A 22,961-nucleotide genomic window follows, 5' to 3' on the forward strand; every position below is an offset into this window, starting at 1 on the left:
CTATTTGAGGTACGCACCTCATGTCCAGATTTTTTTGAGGTTCGTACCTCAAACTGTCAGAAGAGGCCGTCAGATATTCTTTTAGCTGTTGATTGGCTTTGTTGCGCAAAGGTTGGGTGAGGGATTCATCTCGTGAATCCAGCGTGGTAGCTGGACTGCATGAGCAGACCTATCCCGCCGAGCTACAAGTCCAAGAACTGGCCAGCCTACAATGAAGCCCTCAAGCAACGTGGCTCCCTGGCGATCTGATTTGATCCGGACATGGTTTGGGTGCCACCGCCGACCGGTAAGCAAGGCCGGCAGCCGCAGTATAGCGGCGCTGCGATTCAGACATGCCTGACGACGATGAAGGTCCTCTTCGGCATGGCCCTCAGGCAGACCACGGACTTCGTGGAGAGCCTGCTGCGCCTGGTCGGCCTCGACTGGTCGGTGCCGGATTTCAGCACGCTGAGCAGGCGCCAGAAGACCCTGGCGGTTTCCATACCCTATCGCGGCTAGCAAGGTTCCCTGAACCTTCTGATCGACAGCACCGGCTTCAAGGCGGAGGGCCAAGGCGAATGGCATGCCCGCAAGCATGGCCGCGCGAAACGCCGTCTCTGGCGCAAGATCCACATCGGCGTTGACGAACAGACGCTGGAGATCCGCGCCATCGAAATCACCGGTAACAACATCGGTGATGCGCCCATGCTGCCTGAACTACTCAGCCAGATCCCGGTCGATGTCGAGATCGCCTCGGTCACCGCAGACGGGGCGTATGACACGCGCAAATGCCACGATGCCATCGCAAACCGGGGTGCCCACGCCGTTATCCCGCCGCGCAAGAACGCAAAACCGCGAAAGCCATCGACAGCAGGCGCTATCGCCCGTAACGAGGCGCTGTGCGCCTCGAAATACCTTGGCCGTGCCATCCGGCGAAATTGGAGCGGATACCACCGCCGCAGTCGCGCCGAAACGAAGATGCACTGCGTGAAGCTGTTGGGGCAGAGCCTCATGGCGCGCGACTTCGAGCGTCCAGTCGCCGAACTCCCAATCCGTGCAGCCGTCCTGAACAGCTACACCGCGCTCGGCATACCGGTCACAGAGCCCACAGGATAAGTACGTCCGGGGAAAAGGGAAGTCCGGGCTTCAGGCTCTTCGCGCAACAAAGCCTAGCTGGAGCGCTAAATTGCGCCCCTTAAACCCTGAAGCTTCTCGCCGCTCAATAGGCTGGTTCCTTTATGAATGTCAAACCGTTACGCCTTGCAGAACCTGTTCCCGCGACAGCTCGTCCCGCGTGCCTTGCATCAGGACCGCGCCGCGCCGCAGGACGATGAACTTGTCGGCAAGATCATAGGCGAAATCGAAATACTGCTCGACCAGAATGATGGCCATCTCTCCTTTGGTTCGGAGGTGGCGAATTACTTCACCGATCTGCTGGATGATGTTGGGCTGAATGCCTTCGGTTGGTTCGTCCAGCAGCAAAAGTTGAGGCTTGGTGATCAGCGCCCGGGCGATGGCAAGTTGCTGTTGCTGGCCACCCGACAGATCACCCCCGCGCCGGTTCTGCATTTTCTTCAGCACCGGGAACATATCGAAGATCTCGTCCGGAACGAAATGTTCGCTTGCTGCCAGGCAGGCAAAACCGGTTTCCAGATTTTCGCGCACAGTCAGCAACGGGAAAATCTCGCGCCCCTGCGGCACATAGGCCACGCCTTTCCACGCCATGCGATGGGCTGGCAGAGGCGGCAGGGCCTCGTCATTCAGCATCAGATCGCCGCCCGAGCGCGGATGCGTGCCCGAGATCGCCTTGATCAGGCTGGTCTTGCCCACACCATTGGTGCCCATCACGCAAGTCACCTCTCCTCGCGCGGCCTCCAACGAGATACAGTTGAGGATTTGCGAGTGCCCGTAATGCAGGGTCAGATCGGTCAGTTTCAGCATTGTTTAGCGCCCCAGATAAACGTCGATGACATCCTGATTTGATGTGACATGATCCAGCGAACCTTCGGCCAGAACCGAGCCTTCATGCAGAACCGTGACCCGACAATTCAGGCGGCGGACGAACTCCATGTCATGTTCCACAACCACGACGGCGCGGGTCTTGGCGGCCTGTACCAGCAGGTCGGTTGTGTGTTCGCGTTCTTGCGAGGTCATCCCGGCGGCGGGTTCGTCCACTAGCAACAGACGTGGTTCCTGCGCCAGTAGCATCCCGATTTCCAACCATTGCTTTTGTCCGTGGCTTAGTTCGCCGGATTTGCGGAGCAGTTCGCCATACAGGCCAATCTCAGCGGCCAGTTCCTCGACCTTCTCCAGATGATCCGTCGAAGGGCGATAGAACAGCACACCCAGCCAGCCCCGTTTATTCTTCAACGCCATCAGCAGGTTTTCCTGCACGGTCTGGTCCTCGAACACGGTGGGTTTCTGGAACTTACGCCCGATGCCGGCTTGCGCGATCTTGGCCTCGCTCATTCGCAGCAGGGAAACGGATTTCTCACCCCAGGTTACCCGGCCCTCGTCAGGCCGGGTCATGCCGGTAACAATATCCATGAAGGTCGTTTTACCTGCCCCGTTCGGCCCGATAACCGCGCGAAGCTCGGCCTTGCCAATCTGGAAGGACAGGTTGTTGATGGCGCGGAACCCGTCGAAGGTGACTGAAACGCCGCTGACCTCCAGCAGAGTGCTCATTCCAAGGCCTCCATTTCGCGCAATGCGCTTTCATCGGGTCCAAGCGGGGCACCGTAGCGTTGCGGCGCGCGGTGGTTGGTCCAGAGGTCGAATAGCCCTCCAATACCCTTTGGTGCGAACAGGGTTACCAGCACGAATGAGACGCCCAGCAGCACCTGCCACCAGTCGACCCATTTGATCGTGTAGAACCCAAGTGGGATGTCCGGCGCTTGTCCACCTGTGAACCATGTGCTGAGCAGGCTGACAAACGCCGCGCCGATGACCGCTCCATACAGGCGACCACGCCCGCCGATGGCGACCCAGACGGCAAGATATATCGAGGCAATGGGGGCCATCTCCTCGGGGTTGATGATCCCCGCCTGCGGATAATACAGCGCGCCCGCGATGGCGGCGATGCAGGCGGTCAATGTGAAGACAGCCAGCTTGTAATTCTCGACCGAATAGCCAAGGAACCGCACTCGCGCCTCATTATCGCGGATGCCGCGGATAACCGAGCCGAACTTGCCCGCCACGATCCATGCCGCCAGCATGTAGCCCAGCCCCAGGGCCAGCGCTGAGGCCCAGAGGAACCAGATTGACACCAAGTCCTGCGAGGCCGTGACGCCCGGCAGGTTCTGCAGGCCCGACAGGCCGTTGTTGCCACGCATACCGCTGTCGTTCTGGAACAGGTACAGCGCCAGTGCCAATGTCATGGCTTGGGTCAGGATCGACAGGTAGACACCCGTGACCCGGCTGCGGAACGCCAGCCAACCAAAGATCAGTGCCAGAAGGCCCGGCACCAGCACGACCAGCGCCAGTTGCAGGAACAGGCTGTCCGAAAAGGCCCAAATCAGCGGGAATTCGGACGATCCGACGACGCCGAAGATTTGCGTGCCGATGGCATCCACGACCTCGGCCGATGTTGGCGGAATGTCGGCTTGGGAGAGCGACTCCACCACGATCAGGCGGGTACGTTCATACATCAGCCACATGCCGATCATGTAGCCGCCCAGCCCGAAGAACGCGAAATGGCCGAGGGACAGGATGCCCGTAAATCCCCAGACCAAATCCATGGCCACAGCGATCAGGCAAAGGCACAGTGTCTTGCCCAGCGTTTTGACAAAGCTGGTCGAGATCACGCCAATCCCGAACCCTTCGGACAGGACGGTGACGCCCAAAGTGAACAGGGAGAGGATGGCCAGAAAGACCAGTACCGATGGGTTTTTGGCGACAAAGCTGCGTTCCATGGCTCAATCCCCCGCCGCACGACCTTTGAGGGCAATGATGCCCCTTGGCCGGAACTGGATGAAAATGATGATGAAGATGATCATGTATGTTTGCGCGGCGAGGGTGTTCGAGGGGTTCATCCACTCGATCCCCTTTTGCAGGAAGCCGATCATGCCCGCACCTGCCAGCGCGCCCCAGATGTTTCCGACGCCGCCAACAACCACGGTCATGAAGCTTTGCACGATATAGTCGCTGCCCAGATCGGACGTGACCTTTGCGAACAGACCAATCGCAACCCCGGCAATCCCGGCGATGCCCGAGCCCAAGCCGAAGGTCAGCATATTCACCCGCCCCGGATTGATACCCATCGACCCGGCCATGCGTGGGTTCTGTGTCACCGCGCGCATCTCAAGCCCAAGCCGCGTGCGCTTCATAATGTAGAGGAACAGTCCCAAAAAGATCGTCGCCAGCACAAAGATCGCGATGCGGATATAACTGATCGAAACCACATCGTTCAGCACCCACGCCCCATCCAGCCAGCCGGGCGCGGTCAGCGGGCGGGCCTGCGTGCCAAAAATGTTCTTGGCCAGCTGTTGCAGTGCGATTGAGATGCCAAAGGTCGCCAGCAGCGTCTCAAGCGGACGGGCATAGAGCCAGCGGATAACTAGCCGCTCCATCGCGACGCCCATCGCGAAGGTGACGGCAAAGGCCATCGGGATGGCGACGATTATCGACAGCGTGTGGTCGGGGATGAACTGCTGCACCACGTATCCGGTATAGGCGCCCATCATGATGAACTCACCATGGGCCATGTTGATCACACCCATCACGCCGAAGGTGATCGCCAGACCGATGGCTGCCAAGAAATAGATCGACGCCAATGAGATCGCGTCCAGTGTCAGGTCGAGCGTCTGGTTCAGGCCGACCTTCAGCTCGATCTGTTCAAGTGCCTGCACTGCAGCTGCGGTCACTTCGGGCGAGGGTTCCGTGTAGGTATCAATGAACACATGTTCAGCCAGCGCCGTGTTTATGTCGGCCTCGGTTACCAAGGCGGGAACGACCCTTGCCTCTGCCAAGGCTACATATGCCCGAGCGCGCGTTTCATCTGTATTCAGTTGCGCAAGCGGAATGTCACCAACGCGACCCCCGTCAATATTGGCCGCAAGAGCTGTCCGGATATCATCCCGTGACAAACGTGGGGGCGCCAGATTGCCAGTGACCAGCAAGTCATAGGCCTCATCGCGCGTCAAATCACTCGAACCCGGTTCTAAAACGGCAGCGATATTCACATTAGACGGCAGTTCCGGTGCTGCTTGTCGCGTCGTCGCGATCAGTGGATTTAATGCGCCACGGACGTCCACGCCCAAATCGTCGGACATCTGCTCAATCGCAGCCACGCGCGCCGCGGTATCTTCGTCATATCCAATCGTCAGCAATCGTTCGAGCCGTTGTTTGTGAGCTTTCAGATCAGCATCAGCTTCATCGGCAATCGACGCGCGTAGGGGCTCCAGCAAAGCACGTTCGGGGTCACGTTGGATGGATTGCAAAGCGGCCAGCCGCCGAGCGCGGTCCGGATCTGTTAGCTGGTACTGCACCAGAGCCGTGCCAATCATCGCGCGGATGCCGCTATTGGGCTTCAACTGCTTCAGGTTGGATTTCTCGAAAATACCAACGACCTCGCCAGTATCGAAATCGGTAAGCTCATACGACCGGCCTTCGACCTTTTTGCCTGCAAAGAACAGGCCGTCCGACTTGCGCATCCACACGTCCTTGGCGGCCCATGTCTCAAGCATCACCTGCGCTTGCGGCAACCCGCTGCTGGCAATCGCATCAATCGCGGGCCCGATTGTCTTGCGTGAGCTTTTGGCGATGATCTCCTGATGCTCTTGCAGGATCGGTTGCAGACCGGCCTCTTGCGCGTTGGCGGTCAGGTGGGCGCATAGAATTGCGAGGCCCGCAAGGAAAAGTCGTAACATGTGGTGAAACCCGAGTGTCTTTGGGGGCAAGGCGGGCATCACACCCACCTTGCGTGTCGGTTAGTAGTTCGACAGGGTCTGAACGCAGGTCTCGGTCTCGGTGTTGTACATACCGCAGCCCAGCTCTTTCCAATCCGATACCAGCACCGCCGATTCCGGTAGGAAGTCGGTCCAGGCGTCGCCCGGCACAACGTCGGTTTCGCTGATGATGTCGAACTGGCCGTCTTCCTGAATCTCACCGATCAGAACCGGCTTGGCCAAATGGTGGTTCGGCAGCATGACAGCGGTTCCACCGGTCAGGTTCGGGAATTCCTGCCCGTACATCGCGGCGCGCACGGCATCTACGTCGGTCGAACCGGCCTCGGTCGCGGCGTTAACCCACATGTTGAAACCGATGTAATGTGCCTCCATCGGGTCGTTGGTCACCCGGTCTTCGCCCATGGTAGCTTTCCATGTTTCAACAAATTCAGTGTTGGCGTCGGTATCCGCCGACTGAAAGTAATTCCAAGCAGCCAGATGGCCCACAAGGTTGGTTGTATCCAGGCCCGACAGTTCTTCCTCTCCGACCGAGAACGCAACGACCGGAATGTCATCCGCCGAGACGCCAGCCGCAGCCAGTTCCTTGTAGAAGCCGATGTTGGCGTCGCCATTGATGGTTGAGATCACTCCGACCTTCTTACCATCCGCACCCAGCGCAACCACATCCGCCACGATCTTGGACCAGTCGGAATGGCCAAAGGGCGTGTAGTTGACGAAGATATCACCGTCCGCGATGCCCTTTTGCTTCAGATAGCTTTCGAGGATATTGTTGGTGGTGCGGGGATAGACATAGTCTGTGCCAAGCAGCGCGAATTTCTCAACGCCAAGCTCGTCGAGGAAATAGTCGGTCGCCGGGATCGCTTGTTGGTTCGGCGCGGCACCGGTATAGAAGACGTTTTTCGAGCTTTCTTCACCCTCATACTGCACCGGATAAAACAGAAGGCCGTTCAGTTCCTCAATCACCGGCAGCACCGATTTGCGGCTGACGGACGTCCAATTGCCAAAGATCACATCCACCTCATGCACGGTCAGTAGCTCACGCGCTTTTTCCGCAAACAGCGGCCAGTCGGATGCAGGATCAACCACAACTGCCTCAAGCTGCTTGCCCAGCAGGCCGCCTTTGGCGTTCTGCTGGTCGATCAGCATCAACATCGTGTCTTTCAGCGTGGTTTCCGAAATCGCCATAGTGCCTGACAACGAGTGCAGTACGCCGACTTTGATCGTGTCTTCAGCAGACAGAGCGGCCGTTGCCATGGCGGCAAAGACAACCGATCCGAAGAGCGTGGATTTGAGAGATGTCATGTAATTCTCCTGGCGGGGCGGGCACAGAAGCCTTGCGTTGACACGCTGTCTTCTACTACCTGATCCCCGCAACTGTATGTTGCGTTACGTGTGGCGGTTGTGTCCGAGGTCCAATTCGCGCAGCCGTCACACACCCCCGGTGGTCGTTAGCCCGGTAGGCCCCACATCGATTCTGCATTGCAGCGAAATAGGCAAATCTGGCCCCATAGCATTCTGGCAAAGTGGACTGATATGCCCGATTTTTGATCTACATGCTGCATGCGTGATTAAAAAATGCACTTACGGGACGGGACTTGGTCGAAAATCTGCACCTGTCGATAGAGTTTCGACATCCCAAAGGTGAAAAAGCGCCAAACGTTCATGACGCGAAAGCCGCTGCCATCACTCAATTCACGCCCATATCGTCAGCGTCACATGCGAGACCGCCACGCGCTGAAGGCCGGGTTACGCTGTCGGCCAAACTGTTCCACGGGCGCAGTGTGATTGATCGCTTGCGGCCGGCGGGTTCGTTCAAATGTCTCTTCCCACGCGGACACGGCAGCCAATTGGACGCCGTGCTTTTGAACACGGCTGGTGGTGTTACTGGCGGTGATGATTTCCGGTTTTCAGGCCGCGCAGGCCGGGGCACCGAACTGACAGTGACCACGCAGGCTTGTGAGCGGGCATACAAAGCACAACCCGGTCAGGCCGCACGCATCGTCAACACTTTAACCGCCGGTCCGCAGGCAAGGCTGAACTGGCTTCCGCAAGAGACGATCCTGTACAGTGGCAGCGCATTAAACCGGCGCTTGCGTATTGATTTGGCCGAGGATGCCTCGGCCCTTATGGTTGAACCTTTGATCTTTGGTCGTACCGCGATGGGTGAAACTCTGACGGATATCCGCCTCAGCGATCGGATCGAGATTCGGCGCAACGAAAGGATGGTGTTTCTGGACGCCACCCGGTTCACCGGCGACCTTAGCGCGCATCTGGCCCGTCAGCACATTGCAGATGGCGCGGGCGCGATGGCCTTAGTCGCATTTGCCTCGCCCAGGGCCGAAGGGCATCTGAAGGCAATCCGCCAGATGCTGCCCGATACCGCCGGGGCCAGCCTGATTCAACCTGACCTGCTGGTCGTCCGACTGCTGGCCAAGAACGGGTTTGCCTTGCGCCGAAGTCTGATGCCCGTGCTTCGGCGACTGAACAACGACTCGCTTCCAAGATGCTGGACAATCTGACATGAACCTGACTCCCCGTGAAAAAGACAAACTGCTGGTCGCCATGGCCGCTGAAGTTGCCCGCAAACGACTGGCCCGTGGTGTCAAACTGAACCATCCCGAGGCGATTGCCCTTATCACCAGCGCCGTGGTTGAAGGCGCACGCGACGGGCGGTCGGTCGCCGATATGATGCAAGCCGGGGCCGAGGTGATCACCCGCGCGCAATGCATGGAAGGCGTCCCCGAGATGATTCACGAGGTTCAAGTTGAGGCCACCTTTCCCGACGGCACCAAGCTGGTGACCGTTCACAACCCTATTCGCTAAAAAAAGGAACACTGATATGACCCGCATGCTTTTCCCTGTTCTGATCCTGGCTGGCCCCGCCGCCGCGCATAACGGCACGCATATCCACGCGCATGGCACGGACTATGCCGCTTTGGCCGTGGGCCTCGCGATTGTCGCGTTGGCTGCTGTTGCCTTGATGGTGAAGCTAAACAAATGATCCCCGGCGAGCATTTCCCCGCTGAAGGCGAAATCACGTTCAACCTGGGCGCCGAGCCGTTGACGCTGATGGTCGCCAATACTGGCGACCGCCCGATTCAGGTCGGCTCGCACTATCATTTTGCCGAGACCAACCCGGCGCTGGAGTTCGACCGCGCTGCCGCCCATGGCCTGCGTCTGGACATCGCCCCCGGCACCGCCGTGCGGTTCGAACCGGGACAGGAACGCGAGGTTTCGCTGATCCCGATCGGCGGCGCACGCAAGGTCTATGGGTTCAATCAAAAGGTCATGGGGGCGTTGTGATGCCAGCAAAAATCAAACGCTCCGACTATGCCGCCATGTTCGGCCCCACCACCGGCGATAAAATGCGGCTGGCCGATACCGACCTGATCATCGAGGTCGAACGCGATCTGACCATCTATGGCGAAGAGGTCAAGTTCGGCGGCGGGAAAGTGATCCGCGACGGGATGGGGCAGTCTCAGGTCACACGGGACAAGGGGGCGGTGGATACAGTCATCACCAATGCGCTGATCGTAGATCATTCGGGTGTCTACAAGGCGGATGTCGGTCTGAAAGACGGGCGTATCGCCAGGATCGGCAAGGCGGGGAACCCCGACACGCAGCCAGGTGTCGACATTATCATCGGCCCCGGCACCGAAGCCATCGCGGGCGAGGGGCGCATCCTGACCGCAGGCGGGTTCGACAGCCATGTCCACTTCATTTGCCCTCAGCAGATCGAAGACGCGCTGCATTCCGGCCTGACCACCATGTTAGGCGGCGGCACGGGTCCGGCCCATGGCACGCTGGCCACCACCTGCACCCCCGGCCCCTGGCATATCGGACGGATGTTGCAGGCGGCGGATGCCTTCCCGATGAACCTCGCCTTTGCGGGCAAGGGCAACGCCTCATTGCCAGCTGCGCTCGAGGAACAGGTCAATGCCGGGGCCTGCGCTCTGAAACTGCATGAGGATTGGGGCACGACCCCTGCCGCCATCGACTGCTGCCTGTCGGTGGCCGATTCGATGGATGTACAGGTGATGATCCACACCGATACTCTGAACGAATCCGGTTTCGTCGAAAACACTGTCGCCGCCATGAAAGGACGCACCATCCACGCCTTCCACACCGAAGGCGCAGGTGGCGGCCATGCCCCTGACATCATCAAGATTTGTGGCGAGAATCACGTTCTTCCCTCCTCGACCAACCCGACGCGACCTTTCACTGTAAACACGGTCGAGGAACATCTGGATATGCTGATGGTCTGCCATCACCTCGACAAGTCCATCCCCGAGGACGTAGCCTTTGCCGAAAGCCGCATCCGGTGCGAGACCATCGCGGCCGAGGATATCCTGCACGACATGGGTGCGTTCTCGATCATCGCGTCTGACAGCCAGGCCATGGGCCGGGTCGGAGAGGTGCTGATCCGCACATGGCAAACCGCCGACAAGATGAAGAAACAGCGAGGGCGTCTGACCGAGGAAACTGGTGAAAACGACAACCTGCGGGTCCGCCGTTACATCGCCAAGTACACCATCAACCCGGCGATTGCCCACGGTCTGAGCCATGAAATCGGCAGCATCGAGGTAGGCAAGCGCGCCGATCTTGTCCTGTGGAACCCGGCCTTTTTCGGCGTGAAACCCGAGATGGTTCTGCTGGGCGGTACAATTGCCTGCGCGCAGATGGGCGACCCAAATGCCTCGATCCCGACACCGCAACCTGTTTACAGCCGTCCGATGTTCGGGGCTTATGGGCGGTCGGTGGAGCACTCGGCGATTACCTTTGTCTCGGCAGCAGCGCAGGCGGACGGGATCGGTGAAACTCTAGGCCTGGCCAAGAAAACAGTCGCCGTGCGGAACACACGCGAGATTGGCAAACGCAATTTGCTGCTAAACGATGCGACGCCCCATGTCGAAGTAGACCCGGAAACCTACGAGGTCCGCGCCGATGGTGAATTGCTGACCTGCCAACCTGCCGAGGTGCTGCCGATGGCGCAGCGATACTTTATGTTCTGAGATACAAGGAGCACCAAGATGACCACCGCGATCAAAACCGCTCGTATCTACCACGACCATGCGCATGCACCCGCTCATGCGCAGGTCTCGCTGGACTATGATGGCCGCTTCCTGCGCCGCAAGATGCTGGCCACGGATGATGGCGAGGCGTTTCTGGTTGATCTCTCCAACACCAAATCGCTGGATCATGGCGGGGTTCTGGTATTGGAAGACGGTCGTGAGATTGAAATCGTCGCGGCCCCCGAAGAGCTGCTGGAGGTAAAGGGCGACCACCTGCTGCGCCTTGCCTGGCATATCGGCAACCGGCACACACCCTGCCAAATCGAATCTGACAGGCTGCTGATCCAGCGCGATCACGTCATTCGCGACATGCTGATGAAACTGGGTGCCGATATTCGCGATGTCGTCGAACCCTTCACCCCCGAAGGCGGGGCCTATGGCCACGGCAGGACCCATGGTCACGCCCACTAGCTCTGACATCCTGACACTGACCCAATGGTTGTCCCCCGCCTATCCGGTTGGGGGCTTCGCCTATTCCCACGGGCTGGAGGCAGCGATTGAACTGGGCCGGGTCGCCAGCGCAAACCAGACAGGCGACTGGGTCGCCACGATACTGCAACATGGCTCGGGCTGGAATGACGCGCTGTTTCTTGTGGCCGCGTATAACGCCGATGACAGAGCCGCGTTGGCCCGAATCGATGCCACCGTCCGCGCCTTTTGCGCCGGGTCGGAACGGCTGATGGAATCCGACCTTCTGGGTCAGGCTTTCGGATCCGTGACCGGAGATATCTGGGGGCTCGACCTGCGGCGCCTCACCTACCCGGTCGCGGTGGGCCGTGCCGCGCGGATGCAGAATCTGCCGCGCCCGCTGGTGTCGCAGATGTTCCTTCAGGCCTTCATGAGCAATCTTGTGGCCTGCGCAACCCGCCTTGTCCCTTTGGGACAGACCGATGCTCAGCGGCTGATCCGTGATCTGACCCCGCTCTGCACTTCGATTGCGGAAACAGCACAACACACGGGCCTTGATGAACTGGGTTCAACCGCATTCCTGTCCGATATCTTGTCGATGAAACATGAAACTCAATATTCAAGGATATTCCGAACATGAGCAGTATGAACGGCCCCCTGCGCGTTGGTATCGGCGGCCCGGTTGGCGCTGGTAAAACGACCCTGACTGCCGCTTTGGCAGAGGCCCTAGGCGAGGCCTTTTCGATTGGTGTCATCACCAACGACATTTATACGCAAGAGGATGCCGAAGCGTTGATGCGGATGCAGATTCTGCCCCGGGACCGGATTATCGGTGTCGAAACCGGCGGTTGCCCCCATACCGCGATCCGCGAGGATGCCTCGATCAATCTGGCCGCCGTGGCAGAGATGCAGGCTCGTCACCCCGGCCTGGATATAGTTCTGATCGAAAGCGGCGGCGACAATTTGTCGGCCACATTCAGCCCGGAACTGGCGGACCTGACACTCTACGTGATCGACGTTGCAGCGGGTGAGGAAATTCCGCGCAAGGGCGGTCCTGCGATAACGAAATCGGACATTCTGATCATCAACAAAACAGATCTCGCCCCCCATGTCGGCGCGTCGCTCGAAGTGATGGAGCGCGACGCCACGCAAATTCGAAAGGGCCGACCTTTCGTGTTTTCGGCCCTACGCCACCGAACGGGCGTTGACGCGATCGTCAGTTTGTTAGCGCAGATTGGGGGTCTGAAAATTGCAGATGGATGTGTTGCAGAGGCTTCTGGCGGTTGACGTGTGCCTTTGACGGCGGAATGACGACCGAACCATGTAGCTCGTAGTCCGCTCACAATTTCGTTCTTGGGCGCGGCGAACCGGCCCGATCGCCGATACAGTGCTCCACCGCAAGGTGTCGTGCCGACACCCCCGAGGATGAACGCAATCGTCATTAATGGGTTATCTTCGGCAAGTCTCCGAAAGAGCTCGTTTGTCTCGTTGCTCGAAGGGTCCACCAGTACTTGCAACCAGTCTTCGCCTTGCCTCAGTTTTCCACTTCAAAATTTGTTGGCGTAACCTGACCATGTTGATCAGTTTATGGGATATGGCCAAAGTATAGAACCCCGCCTGAACATTGGACTTTAGACACTAGGCGACGTGTTTGGGCGGCCAAGGAACCTAGTCATTTGAAGCAGCTAAGTCTGAGTACCCGAGTCCTCAGAACGTCCGAACTTGTGGGCGAAATCGGCCCGAAGCGGACGTTCATCGACACATGTCGCCGCTGCGGTGCGGCCCGTCGAACCGGCCGTTCGCTGCAGGCGCAAATTTTCAGGGTGCACGAACTCACAGTCTGCAGACAAAGTCCGAATTCGCTGCGGTTGCTCGAACGACAGCTGCTGGCGGGTTGCGACGACAACGCCCTGCTGGTCGGGCGGGAAAGGTACTTGCACTGCGATTACAAAATTCTTTGCTACCCGTCGCGAATGGGGCCCAACGTACATCGGTCATCGTTGGGTGATAATTCCGGTTCTCAAAATGTGGTTCTGGGTGCAACTTTCCTTAGCCAAATAGACTATTTTAGTCGTGTAATAAAACTTTCAAACTCCGCGTCTGAGATTGTTGCGCATTCGCTTGGGCTTGGAAATTGCTCCTCTTCAACAGATTCTCTGAACGCCGAAAGCGCGACTCGGCGGTGGTGATTTATCTGTTCATACAGTGAATCGAGATCGCCAAAGGCACGCGCATGGCGCGGGCTTTCGGGTTGCTCCCCGCATACGTCATTTTGAAAAAGGTAGATAATGTCTGCACTGGGGCCCGATCCGAGTGAGGACGTTATCAGAGATGTGCGGGCGGAAATCTCAGCCATTACTCGATCACAGATAACTTCAGCCTCTACCGAAAAAGCTCCGGCATCTTCCATTGTGCGGAACGCATTCCAAAGCGCGATAGCCTCGTCCGCAGTTTTACCAACGGCACGCAGGCCGCCCCGCCAGGTGGATTTGCGAGGAACCAGGCCAAGATGACACATCACGGGGATATCTTCGCGCGCTAAAAGTTCAACAATGTGCGGCCCTCTTGCCGTGTAGATGCTGTCGGCACCATCCTTCATGGCCGCAAACGCGGCGGTCAGCACGTCCCTTTCCGTCGCAAAGTCCGGAAGACCAAGTGCAGCTGTGAAGAACAATTCAGGCGCGCCTTGACGCACGGCGGGCGTGTTGTGGGCATTGCCCAAAATCAAATCAATTCCGGCATCTTTCGCGGCTGCTGCCTCTTCGGTTGTATTCGCCGTCGTCTGAACCAGCTTGCGGATACCCTTAAGCGCACGAAGGTCGGAAGCGGTGTAGTTTCTAAGTGAGAACTTCGCGTCCCAGTCGTAGATCCGTTTCATGGCATCACCCGATATCGATAAAGACATCTCCGTCTTCGACCTTAACGGGGTAGGTTTTCAGGTTCACACAGACGGGTGAGCGCTTTGCCTCGCCGGTGCGATAATCGAATTGGCCGTTGTGCATGGGGCATTCGATCAGATGATCGATGACCAGACCGTCTTCCAGATGCACTTCTTCATGGGTGCACAGGCCGTCGGTGCAGTAAAAATCGTCCTCGGGGCTTCGGTAGATGGCAAAGGTACGATCGCCATTGTCGTAACGGATAAGGTCTTCGGTTTCGATGTCATCGCAAGCGCAGGCGCGGGTCCAGTTCGTCATGGGCTTTCCTGTATTCCGGGGATTGATTTACTCGGCCGCTATGGCTGTTGGTCGAGTGTATTCTGGGCTGGGGTTAGCGTCCTTGGGCAGCAACGGCTTGCGGTCGACAAAGTAGAACGGATCGCGCCGCTGGATCAGAATGGCTGGGAGCATTTCGCGAAACGCGGTCAGTGTTCCCGCGTACGCTGGTGGGCAATCGCCTTTGATTTCTTCGTGCAAGGCCGGGAGATTGTAGAATGGAACCATGGGATACATGTGGTGTTCAACATGGTAGTTCATGTTCGAATATACGAAGCGGAAGAACCGGTTCATGTAGACGGTTCGCGAGTTCAATCGGTGATCCGGGACGTCTTCTGCCAGCCCGGCATGCTGCAGTGACGCCAACAGGTGATGCAGCCACGAACCATAGAAAGTGGGACCGCCGATCAGCACAATGGGCAGCCATGATTGCAGCACCATTGCCAAAGCAAATGTCATTGCGAGGATTGCGAGATGAACACGCGACGCCAAGAACGCCTTAGAACGGTCGGCTTCGATGAGGAAGGTTTTCTGATCTTTGGTCAAACGACCAGCCGACAACCGAAACATCTTCTTCAATTCATTCCAGCCAGATTGCAGATGCAGCATGTTCCATAGGAGGTTGAGTGGATGCGGAGGCCGGGGAAATGCAATCTCGGGGTCTTTTCCGACGATCACCGTATCCGTGTGATGGCGTGTATGGCTCCACCGCCAAAGATAGGGGTTTTTCAGCGACATAAATGAGGCCAGCTGATAGGCCGCGGTGTTCAGCCAAGGCGTTTTGAACACAGTCCCATGGCAGCACTCGTGCCAACGACTGTCGGCACAGGATCCATAAAACACCCCGTACAGGATAACAGACGGCACTGCCCACCACGTACCCCAGGTCAGAATGACGAGAGCACCGGTTGCCAACACCAATCCCAGCCAAATCCCGTAGTCGATCAAGGCCGGAGCATCACGGCGCTTCATCAATTCCTTCATCCGTTTCCGGGGGACTGGAGTAGAATACCACTGTTTAGGTGCAAAGCTTGGACCGCTGTCCCGGCCCGTCAGCGAATAATCCCGCCAAGGAAGGGTATGGTCCTTCGGCACATCAGGTTCCTTATCTACATTGCTGTTGCCGAGCAGAACCGAAGGGCGTCTGAATCGTCAAACCTGTCGTGATATTTTCTATCATTTCTCTCAGAAAATTCTGTAAAATAGATGATACTTTTTATCATGGAGCGTGCTATGGCCCGTGTCACACTCAAAGACGTCGCAGAAAAGGCGGGGGTAGGCGTCGCAACAGTAGACCGCGTTCTGAATGCGCGCGCGCCAGTTACTGCGGCGACATCTGCGCGGGTTCTTTCAGCGGCGGAAGCGTTGGGGTATCGCTCGGCAGGATTGTTGCGGCGCCGGGTTGAGGAGATGGCTCCAGCAAAACGACTGGGCTTTATTCTTCAAAAGGAAAGCAAGTGGTTTTATCGCGAATTGGCAATCGAGTTGCAGCAAAAAGCAGAGCAGTTGCGCAGTATCCGGGCAAAAGTTGTAATCCAATACGTAGAAAGCCTGTCGCCGTCCGAGCTTGCAACTGCGATTGACGAAATGCACGGCAAGGTAGACGCCATAGGCTTAGTTGCGATTGATCATCCGGAGATCAATCGTGCGATCGCCAGCGCCGATGTCCCTGTCATTGCATTGCTCTCGCCCCTGTCATCGCCTCACGTTACTGCCTATGTCGGGATCGACAGTCGAAAAGCGGGGCGGACGGCAGGTTGGGCGATGGCGCGTCTTGATCGAACCGAAGGCGTGGTTGGCATCCTTATCGGGTCGCACAGGTATCTGGGGCACGAAGCGCTTGAGAGTGGGTTCAGAAGCTACATGCGCGAATTTGCGCCGCAGAAACCTCTTCGAGACTCTGTGGTGTATCTGGATGACGCCGCGGTCGCATATGAAGCGACAGCAGAATTGCTGCGGGCCAACAAAGACCTCTCCGGCATCTATCATTGCGGAGGCGGGGTGACTGGAGCCTTGAAAGCGCTGCGCGAGGCAGGGCAATCGCGGGAAGTTGTCTACATCTGCCATGAACGGACACCAGTTACCGAAGCCGCGCTTGCCGATGGCAGCATCGATTTGGTGATTAACAACCCGCTGGATCAGGTTGCAGATCGCGTGACACAGATGATGTCTCGGTGTCTGACCGGAAAACCAATTCAGGAACAGGTTGGAGTTATTCCGTTCGGTCTCTGCACATCTGAAAACCTGTGAGCATCAACCGAAGGTGGCGCCGTTGATGTTTTCACGGGTGATGACTTCAACTGGAACGACCTCAGCCTGATGGGGCCGGTTTTCCAGTGTCGCGATCAGGGTCTGAACGGCTTGTTCAGCGATCCGTTGCATATTCTGATGAATGACAAGATCCATTGATCCGTCCAGCAGGTAGTTTCTCGTCTTCGGCGTAAGGTTGTGGCCGATCAGCATGATTTCTCCCGTCAAATCGCGATCAGCCAGAGCCGCAACAATGCCTTCGTTGCCACCGCCAACGTTATAAATGCCCAGCAGCCCGGGATGTTCGTCCAGCATCTGGCCCACCACCACGCGATTTTCCTGCACATCATCGTGGCCGATATAGGTGCCCACAACGCGGAGGTGGCTAAAATCCCTTCGCAAGGCTGACCGAAACCCCATCTCGCGATCCGAATGGTTGCGATATAGTTGCTCGCCGGAAATCACGCCGACGGTTCCGGATTGCCGTAGCATTCGACCCATAAAATAGGCCGCTGTTCGTCCTGCGGCCATGTTGTCCGTCCCGACAAATTGGCCCAGAACAGGGCTGATCAGATCGGAGACGACAGGTATGCAGGGAATATTCAAACCGTGCAGCTCTTCAACTGCGTCGCGAACCCGCGGATCATCCAAAGCCTGAAAGCCAACTGCATCAATTCCCTGCCCGGCGCAGGCTCTTAGTTTTCGAGCCAACACTGATGGTTCCAATTTCGTGGAAAAGACACACTCGACAGTGGCGCGGCCATTGGTGAAAACATTCTGAAAACAGTTGCCCAGAAATTCTGTCGATGGTCCGGCTTCCTCTGGTAGAAATATCTTCAGCCGCCAGGGTCGCGCAGGCTGGTCCAATTGAGCGCCGGATTCGATCGCGTGCTTGGCCTGCAAAACCCGCTGGCGGGTCTCAGGCTTTACGTTTGATCTGTTGTTCAAAACCCGGTCAACCGTAGCGGTGCCGACCCCCGCGATCCTCGCAATCTCGGAGACACGTGCCTTCTTTGGGATTATTACAGCTTCATCGCTCATAAGCCTCTGCTAACATCATTCTCGATCAAAATCATCCTCAAATAAACCTCTAAGAACACCAAAAACCATCATTCCCGTCATTTGATGCAATTTTTCTTGCCACCGAATTGTAAGGGGGCTTATCCCAACGTCATGCAACGGGATCGAGTCCCGTTCAGGGAGGATAACATGACCTACACAGCTAAATTACTGGCCGGGGTAACCGGCCTATTAATGACGGCCAGTACAGCACTGGCGGCGGACTTCACCTTTAAATATGGTAATGAGCAGCCGGAAACCTCAATCCGTTCGCAGTCCATGGACTGGTTCAAGACTGAACTTGAAAAACGTACGGACGGTCGCATCGAAGTCGAGAATTTCTTTGGTGCCGCGCTTGGTAATGAGCGTGAAATGATGGATCAGGTGACGGCCGGTTTGCTGCAAGGCACGCGTGGCGGTTTCTTTGCCGACGCGTCCGGGGCATTCAACCTGTACCAGTTGCCGTTCCTCGTCGCGAATTGGGATGAGATGGAATGTCTGGTCGGTTCGGACTTCACCAAGGGCGTTCAGGCCCGTGCTGAGGCGAACGGATATCACATCCCTGCCACCGGTATCAGCCAAGGATTCCGGGCCTATACCAACAACGTTCAGCCAATAACATCGGTTGCTGATCTGCAAGGTCTGCGCATTCGCGAACCTCAATCTGATCTGATGATCGCCACGGGCACAGCCATCGGGTCGGTTCCGGTCGCCATGCCGTTTTCAGAGGCATATCAGGCATTCAAACAGGGCGTGATTGACGGGCAGCATAACCCGCCGCAAAATATCTGGGACTTCAATATTCACGAAGTGCAAAAGTATCTGACGCTGTCGAACCATATGACAGGCCCCGATCCTTTGATCGTCAACAAGGCGTGGTATGATGGTTTGCCCGAAGACCTTCAGGCCACCTTTGACGAGGTTGCGGTCGAAGCGATGGCGATGTCGGACAAGCTGTATCGCGATGCTGAAACGAACATCGTCGGCGAACTCGGCAAGCACATGGAGATCAACGAACTGACGCCCGAAGCCCTGGCGGGTTTCCAGGAAGCCGTTGCGCCGGTCTATCAACAGATGATCGACGCGGGTCATTTCACGATGGATGATATCGACGCAGCCCGTGCTGCAGCGGCGTCCTGCGGCTGATCTGAAACGGCAATTCCGGGCACTCTTACTTGCGCCCGGATTCGCTTCTTAACGGAACCGGTTTATGGATACGCTCTCTGCAATTGACCGTGTACTGACGCGCGTTATCGAAGCGCTGATGGTCGTGCTGTTTGGGGTGTTTTTGGTGATTGTCGTCACCAAAGTCCTGATGCGCCCCTTTGACATGGCGATCTACGGCGTCGACGAACAGGTCAAGATCGCGTTTCTTTGCACCTCGGCCTTGGGCGGTGCCGTGGCGATTACGAAGCGTGAGCATATCGCGATCACATTCTTCATCGACATGATGCCCTACTACGTCAAAATGGCCTTCTACGTGGCAGGGCTTGTCCTTGTCGGAGTGATGAACGCGGCATTGGTCTGGCTGTCCATCGATTGGATCGCGGGGCCAGGCAAAAACATGTGGCAACCCTTCGGGATGCCTCAGGCTTATGTGTTCATCATTGTTCCGATCTCCTGTTCGATTGCCGTGTTCTATTGCTTTGTTCGTGTGGTTCTGACTCTGGGCGGTCGGGATTCCATCGATGTTCTCTGGATGCCGGAGGACTGACATGCTGATCCTGTTCGCCACACTGGGAATACTGTTGGTCTGCGGAGTTCCAATTGCCTATTCTCTGGGGCTGGCGTCACTGGCGTATTTCCTGATCGAGGCCCCCGCAGCGACCGGGTTCGTTGTTCAGCGTTTCTTCTCCGGCATCAATAATTATCCGCTGGTTTCACTGCCCTTCTTCATCCTGATGGGCTTGGTGATGAATTCCGGAGGCATCACGCGGCGCCTGCTAGACCTGTCCATGTTCTTCGTCGGCCGCCTTAAGGGCGGGCTGGGATTGGTTAACGTGGTCGGCTCGATGATCTTCGGCGGTATCTCGGGTTCTTCTGCCTCGGATACTGCTTCAATCGGGTCTGTTCTGATCCCTGAGATGGAAAAGCGCGGATACCCCAAGAGCTTTGCGGCGGGGATCACAGTTGCCTCATCCACAATGGGCATGATCATTCCGCCGTCTGTTCCGATGATCATCTACGCTGTTGCCGCTGAAGAAAGCATTGGTCGCCTGTTTCTGGGCGGGATCATTCCCGGCATCATGGTTGGCCTGCTGCAGCTGATCGTCGTGTGGTTGTTGGCCAAGAAGAACGATTACCCGACCGAAGATGTACCGTTCACGTTGGCCGAGGCAGGGCGACAGGCGCGGCGTTCGGCTGCCGTGGCGTTGATGCCAATCCTGATCGTGGGGTCGGTTGTATTCGGTTTCGTTACTCCGACCGAGACAGCCGGAGCGGCGGTGGTTTACGGTCTGATCATCGGCTTATTCATCGTCGGCTTCGGCGTTCTCAAAGATTTGCCGGGGGCCATGCGCCACGCGATCATCATGTCCGCCAAGATCATGATGATCATCGCGTTCAGTCAGGTGTTCATCACTGTACTGGCGCTGGAACGTGTACCCAATCAACTGGCCGATTTCGTTTCGGGCCTCGGACTTGGCCCGGTCGCCTTCATGGTTCTGACAGCCATTTTGATCCTGATGGCGGGTACGTTCATCGACGTTAGTCCCGCCATTCTATTACTGACACCGGTTTTGTTGCCGGTCGCTGAAAAGCTGGGCGTGTCTGGTGTGCATTTTGGTGTGGTGATGGTCTCGGGACTCGCGGTTGGTGCATGCACACCGCCAGTAGGAAATTGCCTGAATGTCTGCGCTGCAATCTGCCGTATGCCGATCGGAAAGATTTTCGTCGGTGCCGCGCCGTTCCTGCTGGCAAATGTGGTGGTGCTGATTTTGATCGCGATCTTCCCGCAACTGGTCCTTTGGATACCGGACGCGGTCATGGGTCCGTAGCCACACGGAATTGGGCAGCGGGGTGTCTTCCGGACCTGCCCGGCCTTGGTCAGCCAAAGCCTGAAATCCCCGCACACATCGACGCCTCGGAAGATGGGGCGCCAAACCTCAACTCCGGCCGGGCCGGACGACACATTAGGAAGACAATTATGCAACGTGCAGGTGTCATTGGATTAGGGGATATGGGCAGCGGGCTGGCGAAGAACCTGATCAAAAACGGGTTCGAAACCACCGGGTTTGATCTGAGTGAAGCGCGCCTGAAGGCGCTGGCTGAAATGGGCGGAACGCCTGCAGCAAGTGTTGCAGATGTAGGGGCCAACGCGGATGCAGTCTATGTCATGGTCATGAACGGCGATCAGGCCAAGGCTGTCATTCTTGGTGAAAACGGTCTGGTCCGTCACATGGCGCAGGGCGGCGCGGTCATTCTGACCGCCACGATCAAACCGCGTGAGGCCCGCGAGATTGGCGAGGCCATGGTCGGTTCGGGCATCCACCTGATCGACAGCCCTGTCTCTGGCGGCTTTCCGGGTGCGCAGGGCGGTACACTAACCATGATGGCCGCAGCCCCTGATGCCGTACTGGACGAATTCCAACCAGTGATGGAGGCGGTCTCGGCCACTATTCACCGCGTAGGGGACGGGCCCGGCCAAGGTCAGACCGTAAAAGCATGTCTGCAGACTCTGATCGGTTCAATCTTTTCGGCAACATTTGAGGCGTCGGTTCTTGCCGCCAAGGCGGGCGTGAAGGGCGAAAACCTGTTCAAGGTCTTTTCGACCTCTGGCGCGGGATGCGGATGCACCAACACGGCGCTGGAGAACATCATCGACCGTAAATTCGAAAACACTGGCTCGGGCATCGGCACCATGCACAAGGACCTGACCATCTCACTGGATCTGGCCGAAGAGCTCGGCGTTCCAATGCATACTGCTTCATCTGCCATGCAGATTTTCCATGCTGGCAAAACCAAATTCCCCGATGGCGACAACTGGGCCTGCACCCGCGTGATCGAAGACATTGTCGGCGCTGAGTTGCATCGCTGAGAAAGGACAAGAACATGAAACTTGGCGTTATCTGTGATGGCATCAGTCGCGACCTGAAACACGCGGTCGATGTGATGGATGAGTTTGACCTCGAATATGCCGAACTGCAATTTGTCGGCGATACGGAGGTTGGCGATCACTCTGCGGATGAGATCAGGGAAATTGACGCGCTGCTTCGGGATCGGGGCAAGCCTGTATCCTGTCTGTCGCGCCACATCTTCGCGGGAATGACCGGGGCGAACAAACCAGGGGACGACCTGCACAGCAAGCATATGGATTCTCTGAAGCGCGTGATCGACATGGCACATGTGGTCGGCAGCCCATTGGTTCGCATTATGACCCCCAAGAAAGAGCAAATCCTTTGGGGGTATGGAGGTGCCGAAAAGTGGAACGTCGCCAAGGGTGCATGGGATGCTATGCTGCCCCTGATTGCACCGGCGATTGACGTTGCCAAGGACGGCGGAGTGACTTTGGTCGTCGAAACGGGCAACGGGACCATGGTGAATTCGAACTACTCCGCCCGTAAGCTGATCGATGATCTGGATGCCAAAGACACGTTAAAGGTACTTTGGGACCCGGCCAACAATTGCTGGTGTCACGAACAAGCGTTTCCTGCTGGGTATGACGAAGTGAAAGAAGGCTATCTCGGGCACATCCACATCAAGGACGTTCAAGTCGATACGCCCCGCGCGACATTGACGGTCAAACAAATGGGCGAAGGCCAACTGGCCGATCAGTTTCAGCCGATGGCGGATGCTCTGAAAACCGACGCCTATGATGGGGTGATATCATTCGAAAGTGTCTACCACCCCGGTAACGGAAATTTCGAAGACGGTTTCCGCCGCTGTATTGATCGCTTCAAAGAGCATTTTGGTTGAACCTCTGGCGAGACCAAAACGGCCAATCGATGTTCCTCCCAATACATCGTTCGACCGAAACACAGACCCGTCGTTAGGCGGTGAGCAGCCTCATCTGACTGGTCCAAGTTGATTGTTAGTGCATCATCGGCCTGTGATCCATCGGGATGATGGTTTCA

General features: G+C 57.2%; 23 protein-coding genes and 1 pseudogene. 15 read left to right on the forward strand and 9 right to left on the reverse strand.

Annotated features, from left to right (window positions below; all coding sequences use genetic code 11):
- The first annotated feature begins 159 nt into the window (after window positions 1–159).
- Window positions 160–1,095 (forward strand): annotated as a pseudogene (locus tag AC2FPW_RS13525) (IS5 family transposase).
- 129 nt (window positions 1,096–1,224) lie between these two features.
- On the opposite strand, the gene urtE reads toward AC2FPW_RS13525, so the two are convergent.
- Genes urtE through urtA form a run of 5 tightly spaced genes read right to left on the reverse strand, consistent with a single transcriptional unit; the run spans window position 1,225 to window position 7,187 of the window.
- Window positions 1,225–1,920 carry an urea ABC transporter ATP-binding subunit UrtE gene (urtE, locus tag AC2FPW_RS13530; RefSeq protein ID WP_496814123.1) on the reverse strand — a complete coding sequence of 232 codons (696 nt, stop codon included), beginning with the start codon at window positions 1,918–1,920 and terminating at the stop codon, window positions 1,225–1,227.
- A gap of 3 nt (window positions 1,921–1,923) precedes the next feature.
- Entirely contained in the window at window positions 1,924–2,664 is a 741-nt protein-coding gene (urtD, locus tag AC2FPW_RS13535) for an urea ABC transporter ATP-binding protein UrtD (RefSeq protein WP_496814124.1), read from the reverse strand.
- Window positions 2,661–3,890, reverse strand: a complete 1,230-nt coding sequence (urtC, locus tag AC2FPW_RS13540; RefSeq protein ID WP_209504403.1) for an urea ABC transporter permease subunit UrtC — start codon at window positions 3,888–3,890, stop codon at window positions 2,661–2,663. The genes urtD and urtC overlap by 4 nt, the downstream gene beginning before the upstream one ends.
- Before the next feature lie 3 nt (window positions 3,891–3,893).
- Window positions 3,894–5,846 (reverse strand): urea ABC transporter permease subunit UrtB, encoded by a 1,953-nt coding sequence (urtB, locus tag AC2FPW_RS13545; protein WP_480623722.1) that lies wholly within the window; start codon window positions 5,844–5,846, stop codon window positions 3,894–3,896.
- Between the two features lie 60 nt (window positions 5,847–5,906).
- Window positions 5,907–7,187: an urea ABC transporter substrate-binding protein gene (gene urtA, locus AC2FPW_RS13550; RefSeq protein ID WP_209504405.1), complete on the reverse strand. Its 1,281-nt coding sequence runs from the start codon at window positions 7,185–7,187 to the stop codon at window positions 5,907–5,909.
- Between the two features lie 293 nt (window positions 7,188–7,480).
- On the opposite strand from urtA, the gene AC2FPW_RS13555 reads away from it, so the two are divergent.
- From AC2FPW_RS13555 to ureG, 8 genes are read left to right on the forward strand one after another with little or no spacing between them, the layout of a single operon-like run.
- Window positions 7,481–8,404 (forward strand): urease accessory protein UreD, encoded by a 924-nt coding sequence (locus AC2FPW_RS13555; protein WP_496814126.1) that lies wholly within the window; start codon window positions 7,481–7,483, stop codon window positions 8,402–8,404.
- A gap of 1 nt (window position 8,405) precedes the next feature.
- Window positions 8,406–8,708: an urease subunit gamma gene (locus AC2FPW_RS13560; protein WP_209504406.1), complete on the forward strand. Its 303-nt coding sequence runs from the start codon at window positions 8,406–8,408 to the stop codon at window positions 8,706–8,708.
- Between the two features lie 16 nt (window positions 8,709–8,724).
- Window positions 8,725–8,886 carry a peptidase M23 gene (locus AC2FPW_RS13565; protein WP_209504407.1) on the forward strand — a complete coding sequence of 54 codons (162 nt, stop codon included), beginning with the start codon at window positions 8,725–8,727 and terminating at the stop codon, window positions 8,884–8,886.
- Window positions 8,883–9,188 carry an urease subunit beta gene (locus AC2FPW_RS13570; protein ID WP_209597619.1) on the forward strand — a complete coding sequence of 102 codons (306 nt, stop codon included), beginning with the start codon at window positions 8,883–8,885 and terminating at the stop codon, window positions 9,186–9,188. Before AC2FPW_RS13565 ends, AC2FPW_RS13570 begins: the two co-directional genes overlap by 4 nt.
- Window positions 9,188–10,897, forward strand: a complete 1,710-nt coding sequence (gene ureC, locus AC2FPW_RS13575; protein ID WP_480537505.1) for an urease subunit alpha — start codon at window positions 9,188–9,190, stop codon at window positions 10,895–10,897. Before AC2FPW_RS13570 ends, ureC begins: the two co-directional genes overlap by 1 nt.
- Window positions 10,898–10,915: 18 nt before the next feature.
- On the forward strand, window positions 10,916–11,368 hold the full coding sequence (gene ureE / locus AC2FPW_RS13580; RefSeq protein ID WP_496814128.1) for an urease accessory protein UreE: 453 nt from the start codon (window positions 10,916–10,918) through the stop codon (window positions 11,366–11,368).
- Window positions 11,352–12,005: an urease accessory protein UreF gene (locus tag AC2FPW_RS13585; protein ID WP_496814129.1), complete on the forward strand. Its 654-nt coding sequence runs from the start codon at window positions 11,352–11,354 to the stop codon at window positions 12,003–12,005. Before ureE ends, AC2FPW_RS13585 begins: the two co-directional genes overlap by 17 nt.
- Window positions 12,002–12,652, forward strand: a complete 651-nt coding sequence (gene ureG / locus AC2FPW_RS13590) for an urease accessory protein UreG (protein ID WP_480520392.1) — start codon at window positions 12,002–12,004, stop codon at window positions 12,650–12,652. Before AC2FPW_RS13585 ends, ureG begins: the two co-directional genes overlap by 4 nt.
- A gap of 775 nt (window positions 12,653–13,427) precedes the next feature.
- Here ureG and AC2FPW_RS13595 read toward each other — a convergent pair.
- Genes AC2FPW_RS13595 through AC2FPW_RS13605 form a run of 3 tightly spaced genes read right to left on the reverse strand, consistent with a single transcriptional unit; the run spans window position 13,428 to window position 15,552 of the window.
- Entirely contained in the window at window positions 13,428–14,243 is an 816-nt protein-coding gene (locus AC2FPW_RS13595) for a 3-methyl-2-oxobutanoate hydroxymethyltransferase (RefSeq protein ID WP_496814131.1), read from the reverse strand.
- 4 nt (window positions 14,244–14,247) lie between these two features.
- A complete protein-coding gene (locus AC2FPW_RS13600) occupies window positions 14,248–14,562 on the reverse strand; it encodes a MocE family 2Fe-2S type ferredoxin (protein WP_170714131.1) in 315 nt (104 codons plus the stop codon).
- A 27-nt stretch (window positions 14,563–14,589) separates the two neighbouring features.
- Window positions 14,590–15,552 (reverse strand): fatty acid desaturase, encoded by a 963-nt coding sequence (locus AC2FPW_RS13605; RefSeq protein WP_480581725.1) that lies wholly within the window; start codon window positions 15,550–15,552, stop codon window positions 14,590–14,592.
- A 261-nt stretch (window positions 15,553–15,813) separates the two neighbouring features.
- Here AC2FPW_RS13605 and AC2FPW_RS13610 point away from each other — a divergent pair, with 261 nt between their 5' ends.
- Window positions 15,814–16,830 carry a LacI family DNA-binding transcriptional regulator gene (locus tag AC2FPW_RS13610; RefSeq protein ID WP_480694566.1) on the forward strand — a complete coding sequence of 339 codons (1,017 nt, stop codon included), beginning with the start codon at window positions 15,814–15,816 and terminating at the stop codon, window positions 16,828–16,830.
- Window positions 16,831–16,833: 3 nt separating this feature from the next.
- Here AC2FPW_RS13610 and AC2FPW_RS13615 read toward each other — a convergent pair whose 3' ends face one another.
- Entirely contained in the window at window positions 16,834–17,871 is a 1,038-nt protein-coding gene (locus AC2FPW_RS13615; protein ID WP_170410371.1) for a LacI family DNA-binding transcriptional regulator, read from the reverse strand.
- Between the two features lie 168 nt (window positions 17,872–18,039).
- On the opposite strand from AC2FPW_RS13615, the gene AC2FPW_RS13620 reads away from it, so the two are divergent.
- From AC2FPW_RS13620 to AC2FPW_RS13640, 5 genes are all read left to right on the forward strand, one after another.
- Window positions 18,040–19,035: a TRAP transporter substrate-binding protein gene (locus AC2FPW_RS13620; protein WP_480581719.1), complete on the forward strand. Its 996-nt coding sequence runs from the start codon at window positions 18,040–18,042 to the stop codon at window positions 19,033–19,035.
- 64 nt (window positions 19,036–19,099) lie between these two features.
- Window positions 19,100–19,603, forward strand: a complete 504-nt coding sequence (locus tag AC2FPW_RS13625) for a TRAP transporter small permease (protein WP_170410378.1) — start codon at window positions 19,100–19,102, stop codon at window positions 19,601–19,603.
- Between the two features lies 1 nt (window position 19,604).
- Entirely contained in the window at window positions 19,605–20,885 is a 1,281-nt protein-coding gene (locus AC2FPW_RS13630) for a TRAP transporter large permease (protein ID WP_170410381.1), read from the forward strand.
- Window positions 20,886–21,034: 149 nt separating this feature from the next.
- A complete protein-coding gene (locus AC2FPW_RS13635) occupies window positions 21,035–21,925 on the forward strand; it encodes an NAD(P)-dependent oxidoreductase (RefSeq protein WP_170410384.1) in 891 nt (296 codons plus the stop codon).
- Window positions 21,926–21,939: 14 nt separating this feature from the next.
- Window positions 21,940–22,803 (forward strand): sugar phosphate isomerase/epimerase family protein, encoded by an 864-nt coding sequence (locus AC2FPW_RS13640; RefSeq protein WP_496814132.1) that lies wholly within the window; start codon window positions 21,940–21,942, stop codon window positions 22,801–22,803.
- Window positions 22,804–22,961: the final 158 nt, after the last annotated feature.

This window comes from Ruegeria sp. SATB027, from assembly GCF_059613825.1.